The organism is Candidatus Defluviibacterium haderslevense, from assembly GCA_016712225.1.
GTDB classification, from domain to species: Bacteria; Bacteroidota; Bacteroidia; order Chitinophagales; family Saprospiraceae; genus Vicinibacter; species Vicinibacter haderslevensis.
Window position 1 is genome coordinate 2,893,286 of the sequence record JADJRL010000003.1, and the last position, 24,924, is coordinate 2,918,209.

Annotated in this window: 20 protein-coding genes and 1 tRNA gene; 15 read left to right on the forward strand and 6 right to left on the reverse strand. The window is 34.6% G+C overall.

What is annotated here, in order from left to right:
• Entirely contained in the window at positions 1–741 is a 741-nt protein-coding gene (locus IPK88_11265) for an electron transfer flavoprotein subunit beta/FixA family protein (GenBank protein ID MBK8243995.1), read from the reverse strand.
• A gap of 71 nt (positions 742–812) precedes the next feature.
• On the opposite strand from IPK88_11265, the gene IPK88_11270 reads away from it, so the two are divergent.
• Positions 813–1,127 (forward strand): tetratricopeptide repeat protein, encoded by a 315-nt coding sequence (locus IPK88_11270; protein MBK8243996.1) that lies wholly within the window; start codon positions 813–815, stop codon positions 1,125–1,127.
• Positions 1,128–1,219: 92 nt separating this feature from the next.
• Here IPK88_11270 and rsmI read toward each other — a convergent pair whose 3' ends face one another.
• From rsmI to IPK88_11285, 3 genes are read right to left on the reverse strand one after another with little or no spacing between them, the layout of a single operon-like run.
• Complete coding sequence (rsmI, locus tag IPK88_11275) at positions 1,220–1,891, reverse strand: 16S rRNA (cytidine(1402)-2'-O)-methyltransferase (GenBank protein ID MBK8243997.1); 672 nt, start codon at positions 1,889–1,891, stop codon at positions 1,220–1,222.
• The gene (gene purS / locus IPK88_11280; protein ID MBK8243998.1) at positions 1,891–2,151 is read right to left on the reverse strand and encodes a phosphoribosylformylglycinamidine synthase subunit PurS; all 261 of its coding nucleotides are present in this window, start codon (positions 2,149–2,151) and stop codon (positions 1,891–1,893) included. The genes rsmI and purS overlap by 1 nt, the downstream gene beginning before the upstream one ends.
• A 10-nt stretch (positions 2,152–2,161) precedes the next feature.
• Entirely contained in the window at positions 2,162–2,866 is a 705-nt protein-coding gene (locus tag IPK88_11285) for a CDP-alcohol phosphatidyltransferase family protein (GenBank protein ID MBK8243999.1), read from the reverse strand.
• Between the two features lie 183 nt (positions 2,867–3,049).
• On the opposite strand from IPK88_11285, the gene IPK88_11290 reads away from it, so the two are divergent.
• Both IPK88_11290 and lptC read left to right on the forward strand, forming a co-directional pair.
• On the forward strand, positions 3,050–5,146 hold the full coding sequence (locus IPK88_11290) for a gliding motility-associated C-terminal domain-containing protein (protein MBK8244000.1): 2,097 nt from the start codon (positions 3,050–3,052) through the stop codon (positions 5,144–5,146).
• The gene (gene lptC, locus IPK88_11295) at positions 5,143–5,700 is read left to right on the forward strand and encodes an LPS export ABC transporter periplasmic protein LptC (protein ID MBK8244001.1); all 558 of its coding nucleotides are present in this window, start codon (positions 5,143–5,145) and stop codon (positions 5,698–5,700) included. The genes IPK88_11290 and lptC overlap by 4 nt, the downstream gene beginning before the upstream one ends.
• A gap of 7 nt (positions 5,701–5,707) precedes the next feature.
• Here lptC and IPK88_11300 read toward each other — a convergent pair whose 3' ends face one another.
• On the reverse strand, positions 5,708–6,607 hold the full coding sequence (locus IPK88_11300; protein MBK8244002.1) for a 4-hydroxy-tetrahydrodipicolinate synthase: 900 nt from the start codon (positions 6,605–6,607) through the stop codon (positions 5,708–5,710).
• A gap of 11 nt (positions 6,608–6,618) precedes the next feature.
• A complete protein-coding gene (locus tag IPK88_11305) occupies positions 6,619–7,578 on the reverse strand; it encodes an acetyl-CoA carboxylase carboxyltransferase subunit alpha (protein MBK8244003.1) in 960 nt (319 codons plus the stop codon).
• Between the two features lie 369 nt (positions 7,579–7,947).
• Between IPK88_11305 and IPK88_11310 the strand changes: the two genes are divergently transcribed.
• The 12 genes from IPK88_11310 to IPK88_11365 all read left to right on the forward strand — a co-directional run bounded on the left by IPK88_11310 (position 7,948) and on the right by IPK88_11365 (position 24,923).
• Positions 7,948–8,021 (forward strand) — tRNA-Asp (locus tag IPK88_11310).
• 16 nt (positions 8,022–8,037) lie between these two features.
• Positions 8,038–8,331: a GIY-YIG nuclease family protein gene (locus IPK88_11315; GenBank protein ID MBK8244004.1), complete on the forward strand. Its 294-nt coding sequence runs from the start codon at positions 8,038–8,040 to the stop codon at positions 8,329–8,331.
• Between the two features lie 130 nt (positions 8,332–8,461).
• Positions 8,462–8,755 carry a GIY-YIG nuclease family protein gene (locus tag IPK88_11320; GenBank protein MBK8244005.1) on the forward strand — a complete coding sequence of 98 codons (294 nt, stop codon included), beginning with the start codon at positions 8,462–8,464 and terminating at the stop codon, positions 8,753–8,755.
• A gap of 522 nt (positions 8,756–9,277) precedes the next feature.
• Complete coding sequence (locus tag IPK88_11325) at positions 9,278–10,801, forward strand: CotH kinase family protein (GenBank protein MBK8244006.1); 1,524 nt, start codon at positions 9,278–9,280, stop codon at positions 10,799–10,801.
• Between the two features lie 164 nt (positions 10,802–10,965).
• Complete coding sequence (locus IPK88_11330) at positions 10,966–11,436, forward strand: hypothetical protein (protein MBK8244007.1); 471 nt, start codon at positions 10,966–10,968, stop codon at positions 11,434–11,436.
• Between the two features lie 105 nt (positions 11,437–11,541).
• Positions 11,542–12,744 (forward strand): TCR/Tet family MFS transporter, encoded by a 1,203-nt coding sequence (locus tag IPK88_11335; protein MBK8244008.1) that lies wholly within the window; start codon positions 11,542–11,544, stop codon positions 12,742–12,744.
• A 44-nt stretch (positions 12,745–12,788) separates the two neighbouring features.
• Positions 12,789–15,239, forward strand: a complete 2,451-nt coding sequence (locus tag IPK88_11340; GenBank protein ID MBK8244009.1) for a T9SS type A sorting domain-containing protein — start codon at positions 12,789–12,791, stop codon at positions 15,237–15,239.
• A gap of 132 nt (positions 15,240–15,371) precedes the next feature.
• Entirely contained in the window at positions 15,372–17,015 is a 1,644-nt protein-coding gene (locus IPK88_11345) for a PKD domain-containing protein (protein MBK8244010.1), read from the forward strand.
• 235 nt (positions 17,016–17,250) lie between these two features.
• A complete protein-coding gene (locus IPK88_11350) occupies positions 17,251–19,044 on the forward strand; it encodes an ABC transporter ATP-binding protein (GenBank protein MBK8244011.1) in 1,794 nt (597 codons plus the stop codon).
• Positions 19,045–19,098: 54 nt separating this feature from the next.
• Positions 19,099–19,728, forward strand: coding sequence for a hypothetical protein (locus IPK88_11355; GenBank protein ID MBK8244012.1), 630 nt, complete (start codon positions 19,099–19,101; stop codon positions 19,726–19,728).
• Between the two features lie 16 nt (positions 19,729–19,744).
• Entirely contained in the window at positions 19,745–20,746 is a 1,002-nt protein-coding gene (gene murB / locus IPK88_11360) for a UDP-N-acetylmuramate dehydrogenase (protein ID MBK8244013.1), read from the forward strand.
• A 343-nt stretch (positions 20,747–21,089) separates the two neighbouring features.
• Positions 21,090–24,923 carry a hypothetical protein gene (locus IPK88_11365; protein MBK8244014.1) on the forward strand — a complete coding sequence of 1,278 codons (3,834 nt, stop codon included), beginning with the start codon at positions 21,090–21,092 and terminating at the stop codon, positions 24,921–24,923.
• Position 24,924: the final 1 nt, after the last annotated feature.

Consider the following 24,924-nt stretch of genomic DNA (forward strand, 5'->3'; position numbering starts at 1 on the left):
TTAGATTATTTTAAGATCATCGCTGAAAACGGACAGCAATTCATTAATATTGTTGGGGTCAATCATTCTGACTGAAGATTTATTAGGTGGTAATTCGAAACGCACCAATTCAATGTTTGTGTTTACTTCTATTGCAGGTATAATTTCCAAAGGCTTTTTCTTAGCATCCATAATGCCCTTCATATTAGGGATTCTTTGTTCTGCAAGGCCTTTGGCTGCTGATACGACTATAGGGAGAGAAACTTCAACTACTTCAATACCGCCTTCTATTTCATTGGTTGCCTGTACCAGTCGATCATTAATGCTCAGTTTGGTAGTATAAGACACTAATGGTAAATCCAGCATCGCAGCAATAAACGATCCAACCTCTGATCCATTATGATCTATGGTTTCTTTTCCAACGAAAAGAATATCGTAATTTTTTTTCTGTGCAAAATCACTAATCTGACACGCGGTAAAATAGGCATCTTTAGCAACGGCATCAACACGATATGCAGCATCTGCACCAATTGCCAAAGCTTTGCGAATGATCATTTCAGAAGTAGCCGGACCTACATGGATCACATCAACTTGTCCACCAAATTGTTCTTTAAGTTCCAAGGCACGCACCAATGCATACCATTCATCATAGGGATTCATGATAAATTGTACCCCATCTTCTATATAATGCTGACCCGATCCATCAAAAGAAACTTTCGAAGTAGTATCCGGAGTTTTGCTAATACAAACAAGAATATTCATAGATTTCCATGTAATTTTACGCTGCAAAGATATATTTTTTATTTTTTATATATGGTTTAAAAACACGACATATGACCCGAAAAGAAACCCTCATTAAAATGTTGGATGAGGACCCCAAAGATTCGTTTTTGATGTACGCACTAGGAAAGGAGTTCGAAAGGGAAGGGGATGATCCTGAAGCTTTGATATGGTTTGAAAAATTAATTCAGCTTAATCCAAACTATACGGGAGTCTATTACCATCTGGCCAGTCTGCATATGAGGCAAGAAAATATAGACGAGGCAAGACTTGTTTTGAATCAGGGGATAGAAATTTGTACTCAAGAACAAGCGCATCATGATTTGGCTGAGTTAAAGGGATTGCTTATGAATTTGGATATTGAATAAAATAAGATCATTTTAATTATAGGGTTGATCATTCAAATGTTTGTTTTATTGAATAAATGTCCTGATGTAGCTAAACCCTGACAAGTGATACATTAATGCGGCTTTCCTTCAATACAAATGACCCATTCACCTAGAATTTTAGGTAGTGCTTTGAGTGTTGTTAATACCTCACCAAGCGTGCCGTAATAATGGGCTTCAAATAGTTTGCTGATTTCTTTGGAAGTACAACACAATCGTTCCGAACCAAAATAAGTATTGAGTTCCTCCACCCCTTTAATTAATCGATGAGGAGATTCATATAAAATTAGGGTGCACGGAAGTTCAGTTAACCATAGCAATTGGGTATGACGTCCTTTTTTGGGAGGCAGAAATCCTTGGAAGAAAAATTTCTCACAGGGCAGTCCCGAAGCTACTAATGCAGGAACAAATGCTGTGGCACCGGGTAATGCTATGACTTCAATGTATTCTTTTCTGCAGGCTCGAACCAGCAAAAAGGCAGGATCTGAAATGCCTGGAGTTCCCGCATCGGTCACCATGCCGATGGTTTGACCCGACTTCAATTTTTCAATAATTTGGTCCGTGACTTTATGTTCATTATTGGAATGAAAGCTTTGAACGGGCTTGTCAATTCCTAAAAACTTTAAAAAAGGTCTGCTGACCCTGGTGTCTTCTGCCAGAATGAGATCGCACTTAGAAAGCACTTCGATCCCTCGTGGTGTCATATCACCGCGATTTCCAATGGGAGTTGGAACAAGATACAGCATTAATGAGCTAATTCCTGGATTTGAAAACTATAGGTTTCTGTAATCAGATTGGTCAATAATTTTCTGCAGGAAAGGTCTACGGTTTGTTGTGCTAATTCTTCGTTTTCTGCTAATAGACTCATTTCAATATGTTTGCCAATGCGAACGTCTTGAATGCCCTGGATGTCCATGTGACCGATATTTTTTGCTACCGTTTTGCCTTGTGGATCCAGAAGTTCTTTATGAGGCATGATGATAATTTTAGCAAGATATTTTTTCATAAGATTTATTTTAAATGATTTTTTTTTGTCGACTTGAATATATCAAACTGTAAATGATATGTATCACAATGATGAAACTAATAAACATGAGATTAATCAATACTGCAGCACCGAAACATAGTAAACCACTGATCACTAAAATAATATGTTCCTGGATCCAATGTTTCGAAATGTAAAACTTGATGATGGGTAGTCTGCTAATCATCAACCATGAAAATACAAGGATGTAGAACACAATGAACCAAGGTTGAACTAAGAGATTGGACCAATATGTAGATGCTATGAAATCAGTTAATAAGCCACAAAAAAACAAGGCCATAGCAGGTACAGGCAAGCCGGAAAAAGTACTGGAAGCACCTTGGGTCTCAATATTGAATCGCGCCAATCTGAATGCTGCCATAATGGGCAACAAAAAACTAATCCATGCAAAACCTTGAATCCATGGAAACTGTGCCTGATGAGTCATCAATAATTGATAACAAATAAGGCCTGGAACAAGGCCAAATGAGACAATGTCCGCTAATGAATCAAGTTGCACACCGAGAGGAGATTCCTGATGTAATGCTCTTGCAATAAATCCATCTAGGAAATCAGCAATCATCGCACCTAAAATGCATAAAAATGCAGTCCAATAATGTTCTTGTATGAGCATTAAAGAGGCGACACAGCCAAAAAACAAATTGCATGCGGTAATTAGATTTGCTATAGTAAACACTTAGCCTGGATTTTGGGCAAAACTAAGCCTAATTTTGGCTTGAAACAGAAGAATTCAAGCTAAATAAGTCAGTTTTTATAAAATTAACGTAAATTTATGCTAGATTAGAGACTTTCATACCACATTTATCAGTTATAATGGATCACTCTAAAGGTATTGTATTTTTGAATTAAATAATCCAGCATGAACTTTCGGTTCCTTTTAAGCCTTCTATTTTGTCTAATCACCGTTTTAGCTTATACCCAACCATCATACGATAATTGCAACACCCCTCAAAAAATCGATAAAATTCAAAAATATTGTAGTAAAGTTGGTGAATTTAATAATATCAATGCTACCCCTTCAGGTTATTCCCAAGCGACATGTTGGGTAGGAACTTCAAATGATGTTTGGTTTTCTTTTAAGGCATTTGCTTCGGATATAAGTGTAACGATCATTGGAACAAACAGGCTGGCAAGTCCAGCATCGCCCGGTGGAACGTTGAGATCTATTCAGGCAGCATTGTATTCAGGAATTTGTGGTGGAACGATTGCAGAATTAAACTGTTCTATTGATTCAAAAGCAGAGGGAATTTTAGCTTTGTATGAAGGAGGATTGGTAGTTGGGCAGGACTATTTATTGAGAGTTGATGGAGTGAATGGAGCGACAGGAACTTTTCAATTGTGTCTGAATAATTATTTCCCACCAGCGCAGGTGGAACAGGATTGTAATAATGCAACTGTAATTTGTAACAACGAGCCTTTTGTTACGCAAAGTGTACGTGGATGTGGAGTTAATTGCAATGAAGCTGCTGGCTCTTGTTTAGGTGAAGGAAATAGTAGCAGTACTTCCGAGACTCAGTCTACCTGGTATTCATGGATAGCAAGTGTGGATTGTAAATTGACCTTTGTTTTAACACCATTGAATCCGGCTGATGATATTGATTTTGCAGTCTATGAACTGCCCAGTGGAATACACAATTGTTCCGATAAAAAATTATTGCGGTGTAATGCTACGGCACCTCCTTGTGCTGGCCCCACGGGATTAAGTTTGACGGCAAATGATACCGTTGAAAATTTTAATTGTAATCCTGGAGAAGATGGTTTTTCGAAATATATAGATATGGTTGCAGGAAGGGCTTATACTATTTGTATCAATAATTTTACAAATTCGGGTATAGGATTTTCTATGGATTGGGGTGGATGTGATTTTATTGGGCCAACTGCGGCTTTTGATGTTAATCCCCGGTTTGGTCTCAAGTGTGAAACCACATTTACAGTTACGGATTCCTCTTTTTTTCCAAGTGGAAATATAAAAAGTCGGGTATGGAATTTTGGAAAAGATGCCATTCCTGCTACATCAACGTCGATCGGGCCTCATGCAGTGAATTATTATTCCTTTGGTGAAAAGTATATAACATTAACCATAGAGACTGAGTTGGGATGTAAAGTAACACAGGTACTTAGAATTGATGTTGAGCCATGTTGTGAAGATTTACCTACTTTGAAATTATTGATCGACAGTATTGTCGATTTGACTTGTTTTCAATCCAATGATGGGCGAATCGTATTCAGTGGGATGGATGGAACACCGTATATTGATGCTGATTCTAAAGAAAAGTTTTATCAATTTAGCCTTGATGGGATCAATTTTGCACCATTAAAAAATCTAAGCAATTTAGCAGCCGGAACATATAGACTTTATATTCAAGATGCACATGGATGTACGAATTCTATAGAAATCACGATCAATGAGCCGCCGCCTGTAGTAGTAACGCCAAGTGTTGATTTTTCAAAAATCGAATTGGGGGATGAGGTCGTATTTTCTGCTAATGCCCAACCTAATAATACTTATACTTATCAATGGAGAAATCGTGATTCCATCATTTGTCAGGATTGTTCTTTTTTTAAGGACAGACCCTATAATAGTGGTTATTATGTAGTGACTGCTACCGATCAAAATGGGTGTATAGGTATTGATTCTATTTCTGTAGAAGTTATTAAGAATTATACCGTGCATGTGCCCAATGTTTTTTCCCCAAACAGGGATGTCATCAATGATTTTTTTAATGTAATAGATTCCAAAGGATTAGCTGGAGTTGATTTATTACAAATTTATGATAGATGGGGTGGTCTTATTTTTAGTTCTAAGAATATCAATGTGAATGACACTAAATCTGGTTGGGACGGAAAATCAAAAAACAAACCAGTTAATCCCGGGGTATATGTTTATTTAATTCAGGCTAGATTTATAGATGGCACCATTAAGACCGTTAGTGGTGATGTGACTTTATTATTATGATGAGGATACTTTTCGTTCTATCCATATTTTGTTTTTTTATTTGTTGTTCTGATAAACGAATTGAATTAACGGATCAGGAAGCAGTACAATTGGTGAATAAGGAATTACTCAACAATATATCATTATCGTATAGTGATTCCGGAAAAACAGTAATGCGCATCACAGCTCCAGAAATGTTGCGCTATATTTCAGGGGGTGACTCTAAGGATGAATTTACAAAAGGACTAACTGCTTTCTTTTACACCAATAATATATTAAACAATACATTGAAGGCAAATTATGCCATACGTGTAGTTCAGGAGGGTAAAACTTATCTATCAGATCAAGTTGTTTTGTTCAATGATAGGGGAGAAAAATTAGAAACAGCAGAATTGATATGGGATGAACGCAATGGTAAAGTAATTACTGATAAATTTTTCAGATTAACGCGATTAGATGAAACGGTGCAAGGTTATGGATTCGAATCAGATCAAAATTTCACCAGTGTAAAAATGAAAAATATTGAAGCCAGTTTCCCTTCAAAAAAACTGGTAGGTGATTTAAATGAAGAATAATTTCGAGCTAGTTTAATTCTTGCAGGATTTGTTTCAACTCCATTTCCAATTTTATAAAATTGGGATGAGCCATTGGAACTAATGGCAAGCGGAGTTCATTATCACACAATCCAATTATGGAAGCTGCAGCTTTGATTCCGGCAGGATTGCCATCTATGTACAACCATTTATGTAAATCGGATAAGATCAGATTTATTTTTTGGGCGATAGCGTAATTACCCTTTCTGGCTTCGCGAATCATTGTTGAAAAAGCTTTGGGAAATACATTAGCAATAACACTTATGACACCATCACCGCCTATTCCAATTAATGGTAATGCTAGAGGATCATCCCCGGATAGAACTTGAAAATGTTTGGGCTTATCTTTAATAATCTTAGTAGCTTGAACAAGGTCTCCTGATGCTTCTTTAACGCCTGCGAATATTGTAGATTGAGTTGCCAATCTTAATGTAGTTTCTGCCAAAATATTGGATGCCGTTCTACCAGGAACATTATAAATAATTATTGGTAATGGAGCATGTTCGGCTAAAGCCATATAATGTTGATAAATGCCTTCTTGGGAGGGTTTGTTGTAGGAGGGGCTACTGGACAGAATGGCTGTAATCCCGCTGGTGTCTAATTCTGTTATTTCGCGGATGACTTCAGCTGTATTATTACCTCCAATGCCAGCTATTACTTGAGTTCGACCTTTTGTTTTCTCTACTGTAAAATGTATTATTTTTTTTTGTTCTTGAGCACTTAAAGTAACTGCTTCTCCTGTAGTTCCCATAGAGATGAGACTCTCCACGCCACCTTGAATACAATGTTCGATTATCTTTTCCAAAGAATCATAATCGACCGATTTATCTTTATTGAAGGGTGTAATAAGTGCTACACCCGTTCCACTTAAATGAGTATAATCAAGCATACTGAATGGTTTTATTGAGCTGTTTCATGGAATTTACCCATTTTAGAATATTTTTCGATCCTTAGTGTGACTCTGGCATCTGGATCCATTGGTATTAATTCCTCTAAGGTAGCTTTGATGTGTTTTTTGAGTGTTTTGGCCATTGCCTCGTGATCTGCGTGTGCTCCGCCGACTGGTTCTTTGAGAATCCCATCAATAAGTCCAAAGGATTCCATATGATCTGCTGTTAATTTAAGGGCTTCTGCTGCGGTTTCTTTAAATTCCCAACTTCTCCATAAAATCGAGGAACAAGATTCAGGGGAAATGACTGAATACCAGGTATTTTCGAGCATAAAAACCCGATCTCCGACACCAATTCCCAATGCTCCACCGGAAGCACCTTCTCCAATGATATAACAGATAATAGGTACTTTCAACTGCGCCATTTCAAAAAGATTTCGAGCGATAGCTTCTGCCTGTCCACGTTCTTCAGCTTCTATCCCTGGAAACGCCCCTGGAGTATCAATAAAAGTAATGACGGGCAATCCAAAGCGTTCAGCCAGCTTCATAAGTCGCAACGCCTTGCGATATCCCTCAGGGTTGGGCATTCCGAAATTTCTAAATTGCCGTTGTTTGGTTGAATTACCTTTTTGGTGGCCAATGATTACGCATGAAAGATTGTCGATTTGTGCCAGGCCGCCAACAATAGCTTTATCATCCTTGAAGTTCCGATCACCATGGAGCTCTATAAATTTTTTACAAATGAGGCTGGTGTAGTTTAGGGTATAAGGACGCTCCGGATGTCTGGATAATTGTACCCGTTGCCAGCCTGTAAGATTGGAATATATTTCCTTTCGCTTTGTTTTTATTCGCAATTCGAGTTCGGATATTTGATCTGACATATCGATATTTCCTTCCAAAGCTATCTTTTTGACTTGTTCCAGCTGGTCAAACAACACTTCCAGTGGTTTTTCAAATTCCATAAATATCATAATATCAGCAGTTTAAAGCTATAAGCTTGTAATAAAAAGGGATTTTCTAAAACGAAGCTAAATTAGTACTTTGTGATACTTGGTGTATTCAAAACCAGGAATTAATTTTTTTTATAAAATATCTAGATTTTATAAATAAGATGCTTACTTTTGCGCTCCGAATTATTTAAAAGCTTATTAAATAATAGTATTTAAAGGTTTTAAAATAGGTGGACCAACAACAAAATTTTACAAATTCACCATATGGTGAATGTTATATAAGAATTTTGAATCGGTAGTTTCTAGTCTCTGCAGTAGCTTCGAAGAGACGGGATTAAGGAAGTAAACAGAAAATTTCATTTATATAGATAAATGAAATATAAGAATTTTGGATCGGTAGTTCAGTTGGTTAGAATGCCGCCCTGTCACGGCGGAGGTCGCGGGTTCGAGTCCCGTCCGGTCCGCATAAATGGTCTTCTTGTGTTAACAAGAAGGCCTTTTTTGTTTATGGGATATTTTGTATACATTTTGAAGAATGCTACTGATGCTGAGCTTTACAAAGGGTTCAGTGAGAATCCCTATGAACGATTAATTTATCATAACCTGGGAAAATCAACATTTACCTCCTCTAAAAAGTCATGGGAATTTATATTTCTAAAGGAATTTCCAAATAAATCAGAGGCATTAAAATTTGAGAGAAGAATAAAGAAATGGAATCGTAGGAGTTTATATAAACTCATTGAATCTTCTGAAAATTCATTACAAAAAGAATAAAAGTCATAATAATAATTTCAGCCTTTAATTATTTAGGCCAAAGTTTATGTTTAATATAATTTATGCAAAATGATATGGGTTCGAGTCTCTCGTCGAAGAATGAGACGAGATCCGCATAAATGGTCTTCTTGTGTTAACAAGAAGGCCTTTTTTGTTTATGGGATATTTTGTATACATTTTGAAGAATGCTACTGATGCTGAGCTTTACAAAGGGTTCAGTGAGAATCCCTATGAACGATTAATTTATCATAACCTGGGAAAATCAACATTTACCTCCTCTAAAAAGTCATGGGAATTTATATTTCTAAAGGAATTTCCAAATAAATCAGAAGCATTAAAATTTGAGAGAAGAATAAAGAAATGGAATCGTAGGAGTTTATATAAACTCATTGAATCTTCTGAAAATTCATTACAAAAAGAATAAAAGTCATAATAATAATTTCAGCCATTAATCATTTTGGGCAAATTTTATATAAAAACTCGGCAAGATGATATTTGGGTTCGAGTCTCTCGTCGAAGAATGAGACGAGATCCGCAGAAGCCTTCCTTGGAAACAAGGGAGACTTTTTTGTTTATGGGATATTTAGGCAACATATTAGAGAATGCCTACAGATAATGAACACTACAAAGGGTTCAGTTAAAATCACTGTCAACAGATTATATTCTTGGTAAATTTGCAATTGCGTTTACTTAAAAATCATTGGAAATTAAATTTCCAAAGGAATTTCAAAGTAAAACTGACTCATTTAAATTTGTGATAATAGTATTGAAATGGAATTATGTTAACTGTAAGTTTGATATGTATAGACTTTGTTTTTTGTAGTATATTTTATAGATACAGTATTGTATGGATCAAAAAAAATACTGGTTTAGATTTAAACTTACAAAAGAATTAATTTATCTATATTTGATAATTATTAAGTAATTAATACTAACGCTCTTTAAAATGAAAAAAGTAAATTCATTCCTCCAAATATGTTTTGCATTATTGTATAGTATTAACACAGCAGACGCCCAATCTTTATCTATTTTTTCAAATACCTACATTCCTGAAGTGAGGATCACTATTCCTAAAGACTCTTTTGATGTTTTATTAAGTGAACTTTATTCAGATTATTATTTTAAGGCCGCAGTGAACTTTAATTATCCCAATGGCGGGGATAGAATGGAATCGGTGGGACTTCGGTTGAGGGGAAATTCTTCCCGAAAATCTGCGAAGAAATCATTCAAAATTTCATTCAATGAATTTATCAAGGGAGCAGAATACCAGGGTGTTAAAAAATTGAATTTTAACGCACAGGTCAATGATCCCAGTTTGATTCGTGAAAAATTATTTTATGATTGTTGGAAACAATTTGGATTGCCGGAGCGAAGAACTTCATTCGTTAAATTGTTTGTCAATAATGAATATTATGGTTTATATACTTGCCTTGAAGAAATTGATAAGAATTGGTTACAGAAAAACTTTAATGATAATAATGGCAATTTGTATAAATGTACCTATCCGGCAGATTTAGTAAGTAAAGGTACAGATCCGAATATTTATAAAACCATCATGAGTTCGGCAACAACAGGAGGCAGAGCTTATGAATTACAAACGAATAAGACGGCTGATAATTACTCGGATTTGGCTCAATTGATAGCATTAATTAATAAAAGTTCAGACAACCTATTTGTCAAAGAAATAAATGCTGCATTGAATGTAAAGCATTTTTTAAAAGCCTATGCATTAGAAGTCATGTGTGGTCATTGGGATGATTATGGATACAATAAGAATAATTATTTTCTTTATCATGATAGTACTACCTTGAAATTTAATTTTGTAAGTTATGATGCAGATAATACATTTGGAATTGATTGGGTCGGTGTGGATTGGGCGGTAAGAGATCATCGGAAATGGTATAATACGAAGTCTAATGAGAAACGACCACTTATTTCTAAATTATTAGCAGTTGCAGAGTTTAATCAACTATATGTAAAGTATTTGGATACATTAGCCAATCAAATATTATTGCCGAGTCGAATCTTTCCTTATATTGATTCCTTACACCTTTTCATTACTCCGGCTGCTGAGTTGGATTTGTATAGGACCTATGATTATCAATACACGATTAAAAATTTTCATGATGCATTGAACATTGCCATAGACGGTCATACACCTTATGGTATTAAACCATTTATTGAAAAAAGAAGACAAACCTATTTTTTGCATGTTGGCATTCAATCGGTTGCTAATGAAATTAATATCGAATCTTATCCCAATCCCTGTCATGATTTCATTTATTTAAAGTGTGATCAACTAATCAAATCTTATATTTTGTATAATGGCCAAGGGCAAGAAATGAAAAGTGCAATAGGTCATTCCAATGAGGTAAAAATTGTGTTGGATGGCTTGCAGGATGGAATTTATTTTATTAAAACAATAAATCATTTGAATCAAATTCAAGTTATTAAAATGATTAAAAAATAATCATAAAAATTAAAATGTAAATTAATATACTTTCATTTTTTTTATTTAAAATTTATTTTTAATTTCAAGGGTTTAAACCCTATTGAAAGGGGATATTTCCTCTGGAAACGGACGTCCATGACAATTAGTTTTGTGAAATTATTTCACTTTTAAAAATTAAAATTATGAGTAGTCTAAGTATTCCGGCATTTCACATTTCTGATAAAAGTAAAGTTAAAGGAGGCGCAGATATTTTTATTGCAAGTCGACAAGATGCATTGAGTTCAGGAGTGTTTTCAATCAAAATTTCTGCACAATTTGATCCATCAGTTGATCTTTATCCAGTGGGTTCATTATTTATTAAAGTTGATCTAAGTGATGGAACTAAAGGTTCATTTAAAGCAACCAGCATTGAGTTGATCAATTCTTATGGAAAGCATAATCCAACAGTATATTTAACAGGTCAATGTGCAGATGATACGCAACCTGATGCACTTGGTTGTAGGTATTGGGTCATGATTGCTAATAACAAATCAGCACAACAAAGTGGTACTCCGGATATTGTGGGTTTTGCTATTCACGACCGCAATGGTTCACGTATCGCATATGGAACCGGGCCTGTAAAATCAGGTGATATCGAAGTTGCACCTAAGTAAAGATAGGGTCGGTTTAGGGTTTAAACCATGATTGAATGTATGGGTTTCATTCAGTCTGTTTTCCTTAAATTTTCGTATTTTGCACCCTATTAGCTAGCTCTTAAGGTGCAAAAATCATTTGTTTTTATTTTTATTACGGTATTAATTGACGTCATAGGATTGGGTATTATTATACCCATTCTTCCTGATTTAATCATGAATTTGACGAATACTGATTTAGCCACTGCTTCAAAGTATTCAGGCTGGATGGCAGCTTGTTATGCCGTTATGCTGTTCGTTTGTGCGCCAATAATGGGTGCTTTGAGTGACCAATATGGACGAAGACCTATATTGTTGATTTCACTTTTCTTCTTTGGTCTTGATTATGTCTTACAAGGTTTTGCACCTTCTTTGTCCTGGCTGTTTGTGGGTAGAATTATAGCAGGGATAACCGGCGCTTCCTTTTCTACTGCCAGTGCATTCATTTCAGACCTAAGTACACCGGACAAGAAAGCTCAGAATTTTGGGATAATAGGTGCTGCTTTTGGTTTAGGATTTATCATAGGTCCTATGTTAGGAGGTATATTAGGTAATTATGGGCTGCGCGTTCCGTTTTTCGGATCAGCCATACTTGCAGGAGTTAATTTGATTTTTGGATACTTTATCTTGCCCGAATCCTTAAAAAAAGAAAACAGAAGGGTATTCGATTGGCGTAGAGCTAATCCTATTGGAACCTTACGGGTATTGACCAAATACTCAGTTCTTAAAAGTTTTCTGTTAATATTGGTATTGGTCTATATTGCACATTATTCTTTACAAAGTACGTGGTCCTTTTATACCATGTATAAATTTAAATGGGATCATAAAATGGTGGGCTATTCATTGGCTTTTGTGGGATTAATGATGGCCATCGTACAAGGTGGGTTGACCCGAATTATTATCCCAAGATTGGGACAAAATAAATCTATTTATTTGGGTCTAATCTTAGCTTCAACAGGTTATTTGGCATATGCCTTTGCGCCCAATGGGTGGTCTATGTACGTGATTATGATTCCCTTTTCAATAAGTGGAATCAGTGGTCCATCTATACAAGGTTTAATTGCTAATCAAGTACCTGCTAATGGTCAGGGTGAATTACAGGGTGGCATGACTGCCTTAATGTGTTTAACTTCTATCATTGGTCCGTTAATTATGACTAAACTATTCAATTCCTGTACTGAAGTAAACGCATTTGTATTTTTTCCAGGTGCACCATTTTTTATGGCGTTCTTACTTACTGGAATCGCGCTTTTTTTAACTGTTAGATTGTTATCAAAACCTATAGAGTAAAAATGATATTTATTTTTTAAACTTACATTTTTTAATAAGCAATTATGAAATTGAAATCTAGTTTACTGTGTTTTGTTTTTTCAGGATTTTCTATCTTGGTTTTTAGTCAACCCAATCTGGAATTATATCCTATCGGATGCCATAATTATACAGTTGCAGCATTGGGAGTGTCTGAGCCAACAGAAGCTGAATTAGTGTTAATGGAAAATTCAAATCGTCGAAGTGACAGTTTTGATATTTTAAATTATGCCATTCATCTTGATGTTAGTGATTACAGTGGAAAATCAATTAAAGGATTTACTAATGTTGAGTTTAAAACCAAATTAGATCAGTTAAAATGGATCGTTTTGGATTTAAAAGAGTTGACCGTGGATTCCATATATTTTCGAGGTTCTAAAATAAATTATTCATATTCAGATAATATCATTGTTGCCTATTTCGGCGTATCACTAGATCAAAATATCGTAGCATCTATTGATGTTTATTATCATGGAAATCCTACAAGAGATCCGGTATGGGGAGGTTTTTATTTTGCAGACAACTACACTTATAATTTGGGTATTGGTCTGTCTTCTACACCTCCTAATTTTGGTAAAGTGTGGTTTCCTTGTTTTGATAATTTCGTAGAACGAACCATGTATGACTATTACATTACTTCGAAATTACCTGCCAGAGCCTATTGTGTTGGAACCTTTATTAAAGAAACACAAATCGATTCTTTTAAAGTGGAACGACATTATAATATGTTGGATCAAATACCGACCTATCTTTCCAATATTGCAGTAGCAGATTATAGTGTTACTAAAACAAATCATCAAGGATTGACTAAAAATATTCCTATAGAACTTATATCTAAATCGGGAGATCAAGCCAAGATGGTAACTCAATTTGATAAATTACCAAAAGCTATTGATGCCTTTGAATTCTGGTTTGGCCCTTACCGATTTGAGCGGGTAGGATTTGCAGCCACAACGGTAGGCGCCATGGAACATCCGACTAATGTTGCCTATCCCATATCTACTGTTTTGCAAGGTGATCTAGGTCAGAATGAAAATCTATATGCGCATGAATTTGGACATCACTGGTGGGGTGATCTTACCACTTTAGATGATGCCAGAGATATGTGGATCAAAGAAGGAACTGCTGAGTATAGCATGCATTTATTTCATGAATATGTATATGGGCGAGATAAATTCCTTCAAGTAGTCAAATCTAATTTAAGTGATATTTTAGCTAAAGCCCACATTAGTGATAGTTCCTATTTAGCACTTTCTCCAATGCCCTATTCGAAAACTTATGGTACGCATACGTATAGAAAAGGTGCAGCCATGATACATAATATAAGAGGCTATCTTGGAGATTCATTATATCGCAAGACATGTCATATGGTATTTGACAGTTTGACTGGGAAGTCTATGAATGCTTATGAATTCAGAGATTTCTTAACCAGAAGAAGTGGCATTGATATGACGAACTATTTTGAAGATTACATATTTAATCCGGGGTATTGTACTTTTTATATTGATACTTTCGAAATAGCAACAAGTAATGGCCAGCATTTTGTAAGTTTAAACATAAAACAAAAAAAACATCATGCCAATCATTTATATACTGAGGTACCTGTAGAAATCAGTATGTATGACAAGGATTTTAATCGTATATTATATAAGCAAAAATTAAGTGGATCAACAACAAATGTAACACTATTAATTCCGGACCAATACAAACCAGAAGTCATTTTATTGAACGAAGATCAACGTTTGAATTTGGCAAGTTTACAAAGCAATTCCTTTGTTACTAAAACAGGTAGTATTGACTTTTCATATGCAAGCATGACTCCTGCTGTTTCTGAAATTTCAGATACCCTTTGGGTGAATATGGTTCATCATTTGGTCGGACCTTCGGAGGGTATACTAGCAAACAATATCACTAAATTATCAACGAATCATTTTTGGCAAGTAAGTGCTATTTCGCAAGGTTCTTATAAAATGACAGGCAGGGTAGAGTATAATGGTGCTGACAAGAATAGTCTGGATAACGATGTAGTCTTTGTTTCTGAAGATAGTGTTTTGCTGGTGTATAGAAAAGATTGGACCGAGACGTGGCATGAATACCCATTCTATACCAAAATAGTATTGGGTAAAACCGATCGAAAGGGATTTTTAAGAATAGATCAATTATTACCTGGTGAATATGCTATCGCCAATGGCTATCACGTTCCAAATGCAGTTCATGATGACCTACAAGTAAAAATCAATGTTTATCCTAATCCTGCTGTTCATTCAGTGACCGTCAGCGGTCTTCAGGAAAGCGAAATCAATGAAATTGTATTATACGATATCAATGGAAAATGTGTTCAGGATCACAGGATTTCTGCAGGATGCAGCGAAGAGTCCATTGAAGTATGTGATCTCCGTCAGGGATTTTATGAACTTGTGGTATACGATCAGAAAGGTCAAAAACAGGGCTCAACGTTTCTTGAAATTGCCCATTAATATGTTTTTTTTAATTTTTTTCAAAAAACATTTGGAAAAACTAGGATTTTTTGACATTGCGAAGCAACAAAAGACCAGTATCTTGGATTATGTATGTATAATAACCTTCATCTAAATTTTAAAAAGTTAATTATGAAACAAAAGTTTATTCATTTTATCCTTACTGCACTTCTGCCTTTAATGGCTTTTAGCCAACCCAATTTGGTTGACTTTAAAATGTATGGTACGGTATACAATACCAATAAAGAACCTGTTGCTGAATGGCCAGTAACAATCCAAGGCGATAATAAAGCAATTTGGACTTTAAAAACAGATAAAAACGGATTCTACAAACAATTAGTGTCTGTACCTGAAAAACCATCTACTGTATTTGAAATAACTGTGATTGATCCTTGTTCAAGAGCACCTATCGTTCAAAAAATGGAATCTAAAGCTGGTTCAGACTTTAGGGATTTTATTATCTGTGCAATTAACTCCGGAAATCCTTGTCGAGTTTATTTTAAATTTAGTCAAATAAAAGGATCCCAAGCTGTAGAATTTTTCGCACAACCGGAAATTAAAGGCGCGACCTACAAATGGGATTTCGGTGATGGCGAAGTAGGGGAAGGTTTTCAAACAACTCATAAATATGCAAAAGAAGGAAATTATGTTGTTGTGCTTCATGTAGAATCTCCAACATGCGTTGGTGATTATAAAGCAGAAGTTAAAGTAGAGACTGTAGTGACCAATCCACCTAAACCACCTAAAGTAAATGTAGAAGCTCACTGTTGTGGAACAATACAGATTCAATCTGCACCTAGTACTACAAATACATCATCCAATACATTCAAGTTTACAGCTCGTGGTGACTACAAAATAGGTGAAGTAACTTGGGATTTTGGCGATGGAGAAAAAGGCAGCGGAATAGAGGTGGTTCACACCTATGCTAAACCAGGAAAATATTTAGTGACTGCAACAATAGCAGGTGAATTCTGTAAAGTGGAAATTAAAAATTGGTTGCATGTGTCTGATGTCGTAACACCGAACCCATGTCCTATAGATTTTAATTTTAAATTTTCTGGATTAGAAGCCTTTTTTGCTTCCAACTTTACAGCCAAACCAGACAAATTTGAATGGTCATTTGGAGATGGAACGACATCATCAGATTTAAATCCTAGTCACAAATATGCCAAAGAAGGTGAGTATAAAGTTATCTTAAGGGCAGTATTTAATGGTGTGGAATGTAGTATTGAAAAAATTATTAAGGTTACCACAGGTGTGAATCCTTCAGTTTGTCCTTTTGATTTTCAATTTAAATCCTCTGGTTTAGAAGCACAGTTCCAATCTACGTTTAAAGAGAAACCTGAAAAATTTATTTGGTATTTTGGAGATGGGGGTTCATCATCAGACGCAAATCCGGGACATCAATATCCTAAAGCAGGAGAATACCGTGTCGTTTTAGTTGCTGTATTTAATGGAAAAGAATGTAGAATTGAGAAAATCATTAAAATCTCCAATGGCATCAATCCTAATCCCGTAAGTATCGAAATAGTAGAAGTAGAGCCAAATCCAGTAATAGATGATGCCATAGTAGTTATTAAAAGTGATCAAAAAGTTCAAGTAACACTTGTAGTAGCTGATGTCAATGGAGTGAGTATGAAAAAACAACTCGTTGACTTAGAAGCCGGATTAAATAAAGTACAGGTAATAACTAAAGACCTCAGACCAGGTACTTATTTAGTTTATCTATATTATAATGGTGCAATTATAGCCAAAGAAAAGTTTCAACGATTATAAACTATCTACTACTTTAATATATAAGAGCTGTTTGAGACATCAAGCGGCTCTTTTTTTTTTGAAAAAAAGTCAATTACGATTATGAATTAAAAATTGTGATCTGTGATTTGATGAATTTATTCTCGTATTTGGTAATTGATTTCGTAATTCGTAATTAATTCTGTAAATCGAAATGGATCATGCGTAATTGTATAAGATTTTCAACTCTTTTCAAAATTCGCTGTTCTCTTAACTTATGGCAGAAAAACCGAAAATCAGTAAAGAGGGCTTATTAAAGGCATACCGTATACTTAGATTTATAAAACCCTATAAATGGTCTTTTTTGTTGGGGATGTTGTGTTTGGTTGTTTCCAGTTCTATGTTTATGATTTTTCCCGGAGCAGCTGGAGAAATGGCTAATGCAGCTATTGGTAAGGGTACCTGGAATATTTCAGTTGAAAAATTTGGTCTGATTTTTTTAGTGATTCTTATTATTCAAGGAGTTCTATCTTTTTTTAGAACCATATTTTTTGCAAGAGTAAGTGAAAAAGGCGTTGCGGATGTCAGAACAGCTTTATACCAGAAATTAATAACACAGGATATAAGTTATTTTGAACAACACAGGGTAGGGGAATTGACCAGTCGATTGACAGCGGATGTAGAACAATTGCAATCCGCATTTTCGATAACTCTGGCAGAGTTTATCAGGCAAATTGTTGTGCTAGTCATAGGCATTATTATTATTGCATGGATGGCTCCTAAATTATCACTGATTATGGTGCTTACATTTCCGGTGATCGTTATTTGTTCCATGTATTTCGGAAGGTATATTCGAACTTTATCAAAAGCTCGTCAGGATCGATTGGCAGAAACCAATATCATTGTGGAGGAAAGTTTTCAATCTTTTCATACCGTGAAAGCCTTTACTAATGAGCGATTTGAACTCCATCGATTTTCTAAAGCGATTGATGAAATGGTTGTTATTTCCATGAATTATGCAAAGATGCGTGGTCTGTTTTTTATTTTCATAATTACAGTATTATTCGGTGGACTGTTTTTTATTCTTTGGCGTGGTGCCCTTTTAGTTCAAGCCGGAGAAATGCAAGCCGGAGATTTATTTTCGTTCATTATTTATACCGGAATTATTGGTGGCGCAATAGCAGGAATTGGTAATTTATATTCGACTTTAGCAGGATCAATAGGTGCGACGGAGCGTATTCAGGATATTTTGGATAGAGGCCAGGAGATTGATATGGATCCTTATTCGGATCAACAAATAGCTGAGATTCCTAGAATAGATATTGAAGGTAGTATTGAATATAGGGAAGTTCGTTTTTCTTATCCTTCACGAATGGATGTTGAAGTATTGCATAACATAAGTTTTACGGTTACCAAGGGTCAACGAATTGCCTTGGTCGGATCCAGTGGAGCTGGAAAATCAACCATTATACAATTGCTCATGAGGTTCTATGATTGTAACGGCGGAGCTATATATATTGATGGAAAAAACTGCAATGATTATAATATTACTGCTTACCGAAAAAACATTGCTATAGTTCCTCAAGAAATACTTTTATTTGGTGGGACCATACGTGAAAATATTTTATACGGTAAGCCTGATGCAAGCGAAGCGGAAATCCTCCAAGCAGCGGACCAATCTAATTCATTAGATTTTATTGAATCATTTCCTGATGGCTTTCAAACGATAGTTGGTGAACGAGGCATAAAATTAAGTGGTGGACAAAAGCAACGAATTGCGATAGCACGAGCTATTTTGCGTAATCCCGCTATTCTTATTTTGGATGAAGCTACTTCCTCATTGGATGCAGAATCTGAAAAGTTAGTCCAGGATGCTTTGGATAAATTAATGAAAAACAGAACATCAATTATTATTGCACATCGATTGTCCACCATTAGAGAAGCTGATTGCATTTATGTTCTTAGAGATGGAACCATCGCAGAATCCGGAACTCACGAACTCTTATTAGATAAGCCTAATGGAATATACAAGAATTTGGTTAACTTACAATTAAGTCAATCTGAGTCTTAGTTTTTTTTGTTTAATATAGAGAATCCAATTATCTTTCCAAAAAAAATGACGATTATGCGAAAGCAATTGTTTATCATGATTTCTTTTTTATGCTGCGTGTCTACGTATGGTCAATTCAGCCATAAAATGATTATTGGATTTGATTTTTATCAAAAATATAGAAACCCTCAGGAATCTAAGATTAATGATGATTCAAGATCTTCAGGCAATGTCATTTTAGCAATACCTATTGGTTATAGTTTAGCCATTGGAAAGAATAATGTTTCATTTTCTGCTGAAGCCAGTGCCAATATAGCGCCCTTGGCATTTGATGCTGGTCAATACAAAGGGCTGGGTGCTTTATCATTTCCATTGTTAGCCAAATTAAATTTCGGTGCATTAAGTGGATTTAGCAAAAACAAATTGTTAGGATATTCTATTGGTGGTGGAATTCAATTCAATAGAACTGAATTATTCGGATTGACAAAAAAATATAACGTTTTAGAACGAAATTTTTTTCCAACATATGTTGGTGAATTAGGGGTCGGTGGAGGTGTTAGTGGATTGAATGTAATACTTTATTTTAGAGTCGGTGCTGCTGCCCAAGATGCATTTTCATTTAATAGTGGATTGATTTTTAATGTTGATCTTTATAAAACCAAAACAAAAGTGCCGAAGAAACCAAAATTAAGTAGTATGACTTAATGTTAAATCATTATACATGTCAGAGATTTCATTAAAAAAATATAACACCTTCAATATAGACGCTACGTGTCAAGAAATTCACTTTATTAAACAAGTGAATGATTTGGAATTGTTTTTTGGAATGTCGCCCGATCAATATTACATACTTGGAGGTGGAAGTAATGTATTGTTACTTGATAACATTCATAAAATCATTTTGAAAAATGAGATTAAAGGGATTGAGCTTATTCATGATCTCGATCACGAAGTTGTACTGCGAGTTGGTGGAGGAGAAATCTGGAATGATATGGTTCAATGGAGTGTAGAACATCATTATTCTGGAATTGAAAATCTAAGTTTGATTCCCGGGACAGTGGGAGCTGCACCGGTACAAAACATAGGGGCTTATGGAGTAGAATTAAAAGATGTTTTGGTCCGTGTTGAAGGTGTAAACATTACGGAAGGCAAAATAATGACCATTAATAATGTCGGATGTCAATTTGGTTACAGGGATAGTATTTTTAAACATGAATTGAAAGATGTTTTTTTTATTACCCATATACATTTAAAGTTATCTAAGATTCCTAAATTAAATATTGATTATGCTGCACTAAAGCAAGAACTTGATCAATTAAATATATTTACTCCGACTGCAAAGGATATCAGTGAAGTTGTAACAAAAATTCGCAAACAAAAATTACCCGATCCTGCTATAATAGGTAATGCAGGAAGTTTTTTTAAAAACACGACCATCAGCAAAAATAAGTACGATTTGCTTTTAAAGAATTACCCAACTATCCCTATGTATCCGGTAGATGATGATACGGTCAAAATACCTTCCGCATGGCTCATTGAACAAGCGGGATGGAAGGGTTATAGGTATGGAGATGCCGGATGTCATGAAAAACAGGCATTGGTTTTAGTAAATTATGGGAATGCTTCAGGAAAGAACATTTACGACCTTGCCTTGCAAATTATAGCAAGTGTAGAACAGAAATTTGGTGTTCGCTTGACTATGGAAGTGAATTTGTGGAATTGAATTTTTTTTAATTTTTAAGGATATTTCTTAGGATCATTCTTTTTGAAATCTTCAAGACTTTTTGAGGGTATTAATTCATTCACCAACTTTCTTAAATGGCTTAATGGTGTGAATTTCGAGGATTTTTAAGATTTCATTTTTTCAATAAAATATTTATATAATATTAAAATAGAGTAATTTATATATTATTTTATTATTTAATTTTAAATTTTTTTTTCTTTTATTTTAAAAATTCATAACTTTAAACGCAAACTCAAACTTAATTTCAATATTGAGTGTAATCCCATGTTTATTTCGAATTCAATTCGAATAGGAATTCCATTGTATAACATAAATCATAAAAATGCAGTTTGTCATTGCTATTTTTTTATTTTTAGTTTATTCATATCCGGTAGAGGCTAAGGTCAATGCCCCTTTATGTATGTGTTCAAGATCAGCTGATTCCTTGACCCTGGTCAAACTATACAATGCTACTAACGGTGCTTCTTGGTCGATAACATGGAAGCTAAATCAACCCATGACCACTTGGTTTGGTGTCAGCCTTGATCCTGCCTCTGGGTGTGTGCGTTCTTTATTATTGGGTGATAATAACCTTGATGGTGAAATACCGGTGGAATTAGGCCAACTCATGAATTTAAGATATTTAAGTTTGTATCAAAATAAGTTGCATGGTGTAATTCCGAGTTCCATTGGAAATATTCCAGCCCTTGAAGAAATAAACTTGGATGAAAACCTATTGACTGGAAATCTTTCAGCTAGTTTTGGAAATTCAAGCTCAATCAAATTAATTTCTATCACCAATAATTTACTGAATGGCAACTTTCCATTGTCACTTACCAATAATACCAATTTATTTGAAATCAATCTCAGTAATAATAATCTAAAAGGTACAATACCGGTAGAATTGTCACGAATGTCTTCATTAAGATATTTGAATTTGAGTAATAATTTTTTTGAAGGAAGTATTCCGAGTTCTATTGGAACGATGACTAATTTGCGTGAAATTTACTTACAAAATAATTATTTTAGTGGCGGCTTACCTCAAAACATGTCAAATTTAATTCAATTAAAACATGTTTGGCTGTTTAATAATCAGTTTACAGGATTAGTACCTGATATGACTTCTGCTCAATTGAGTAGTTTAAGAATTGAAAATAATTTATTTACAGATATTCCTGATTATAGTGTTTTGAGAACTTGGGGTAATAGTGCTCCATTTGGTTTAGTGATTGAAAATAATTTATTTACTTTCGAAGATTTAATTCCTTTGCAAAAATTACCCCCTAATTATTATTTTGATTTTACTCCACAGAAACCCATTTATATAGACCCTATACTTTATATTCAAAAAGGTTCGAATTATTTAATTAGACTTTATGTAGATCCATCCATTACTGATAGTAATTATAAGTGGTTTAAAGATTCTGCAGTAATTTATATTACCAATGAGAATTCATACCAATTGGTTCAGGTTTCGGAAAGTGATGAAGGATATTATTCTGGTAATGTCGGTAATCCTTTGATACCCGGATTTGAATTGCAAATTGCAAGAACACGAGTCGTAGTAAATCAATTAGAAAAATGTAATAAGCCGGCTGCAGGAAAATATTGTGACGAACCTGCTGCGTTTTGTAATACTGAAGATTTGCATAACTATTGTGGTAGTCTTGGTCAAAATGATACCATCAACAATAAAGATTTTATTTGTGATACAACGGGAAGATTGGAAAATCCAAATTGGATTGCATTTGTTGCCTCGGTTGATAGTATTATATTTGAAATATTTCCCATTAATTGTCAGGAAAGTATAATAGATGGCAAAAGTTATTCAGGACTGCAAGCTGGTATTTGGAGTACTTGCAAGGAATCTCAAAATGAGAAGTTGTATTGCCAATCCATTTGTCAGGATCAACCTTTTTTTATAGGTGGTAAGGGATTTAAGGAGGGTGAAAGATATTTATTAGTTATAGATGGATGTGAAGGTAGCTTTTGCGAATATCAAATTAAAGTTATAGCAGGAAAGTCTACGTTTAATTTTAAAACCCCAGGGACTATAAATGGTGATCGTGCTTTTTGTCCAGATACTTTGGAACACACATTTAGTGTTTCAAAAGTCATAGGTGCAGAACAGTACTTGTGGAGTATTAATGATACTTTGAATAAAATAAGTGCAGATACATTTATTGTACTTAAAAATATTAAATCAGGCATTTACAAAATTTCAGTTCGAGGATTTAATTATTGTGATACGACCACAGAATCTTTTACAACGTTTCAAGTTTTTCCAACATTAAATACTACAAATTTTGATATCCAAAAATCTGGCAGAGATTCTATATATCAAGTAAAATTTAATGTTACAGGTGGAACAAAACCATATACAATTGATAAAGGATTTGGAATTCTGGATTCATTAAATGATGTATTTGTATCAGAGTACCAATTATGTAATACGGCATATAATTTTGAAATTAGGGATAAACGTGAATGTGTTATAAAAGTGTCTGGGTTCGAGAATTGTAATTGTCATTCCAGTGCCGGCACAATGCCTAATGATACTTTGATGGTATGTGAAGGTCAAAATTTTACAGTAAAGAATTCTGGAAATGAAATAAAGGATTCAGGAGATGTTTCTGTATTTATTATTTATTCAAATATCAATAATCCAATAGGCAGTATTGTAAAAACCAGTACTTCAGGTTTATTCCCTTATGATCCAAGTAATTTTAAATTTAATATACCGTTTTACATTTCATACGCGATCAGTCGGCCTAATAATTCAGGGAAAATTAATTTGGGTCACCCATGTTTAAGCATTTCATCTCCACAAGTTGTCTATTTTAGGGCGAAGCCCATTGTGTTTGCAGGTACTGACAGATCATTTTGTGAATTAAATGGTGAATTAATGAGTAGTGGAAGTTTTATATCCGGAAAATGGAAATTAATATCCGGACCCTCAAAAGTGAATATTATTAATATCGATAGTTTTAAAACTACTGTAAATGTAGATTCTCTAGGCATTTTTGTATTTGCATTTGAAGGATCCAATAAATATTGTACAGGTACGGATCAGGTAAAAATGACGTTTACCAATAAATTTGTTCCTCAAATTACAGGATATTATTATCACTGCGCAGGTCAAAATACCTTACTTGACGCGGGTGAGAACCATTTACAATATAAATGGTCAAATGGAGATACTACAAGAATTGCACAGATTAAGCAAACTGGCGATGTCTGTGTTACTGTGACTAATGATGCCAATTGTGTTGGAACAAATTGTGTTCATATAGATAGTTCTGAAGCCCCTTTAGTAGTAACAAAAGGCCCAGATAATATTTGTACCGGAGAAAATAACCTGATTACTTTAAATCAATCTTTTTTACACTATTTATGGAGCAATGGTTCTGCTGATTCAACACTAAGTATAGATACCGGAGGAATATATTGTGTTACTGTAACAGGATCTAATGGGTGTACTGCAAGAGATTGTATCGCAGTTGAAGCTAAGCCGAGATCATACCAGAGTAAAATTGATTCAGCATGTTTTGGTACTAATTATTTATTTCTTGGAAAAAATTATGCAGTTCCGGGTACCTATCAAATTACTATTGAAGATGGTAGTGCAAATAAATGCGATAGCATTATTAATTTAAACCTATTGTCCTATAGTAGAATGTTCGTTTCTGATTCTATTATTGTCGCCGATAAGGGATCTGGGTCAGGTTCTATTAGTATTTTTATTAAGGGTGGAAAATTACCCTACAAATATTTGTGGAATAATAATTCAAAGGACCCTATCATATTGAATTTGAAATCTGGAAATTATTCAGTCACGGTTACAGATGCCAATAATTGTGTTCAAATATTTACATTTTTCGTTAAGCTAAATACACTGACAAAAGATGTTGATCAAGATGTAGGGTTTGATGTCTTTCCTAATCCAGTATCGGCTCAACGAGATATTACCATAAGATTTCGAAATGGAACTGGAGATTGGGCCATTACACTGTATGCATCAGATGGAAGATCTTTGCAATCCCTTCATTTGAATGATATAAAATTATATGATGAAGTCAATATTACCCTGCCAGACTTTGAAGGTGTTTTGCTTTTAAATGCAATCCATTCTTCTGGTAGACGTTATGTTAAAAAATTAATTTGTATTAAATCCTAAA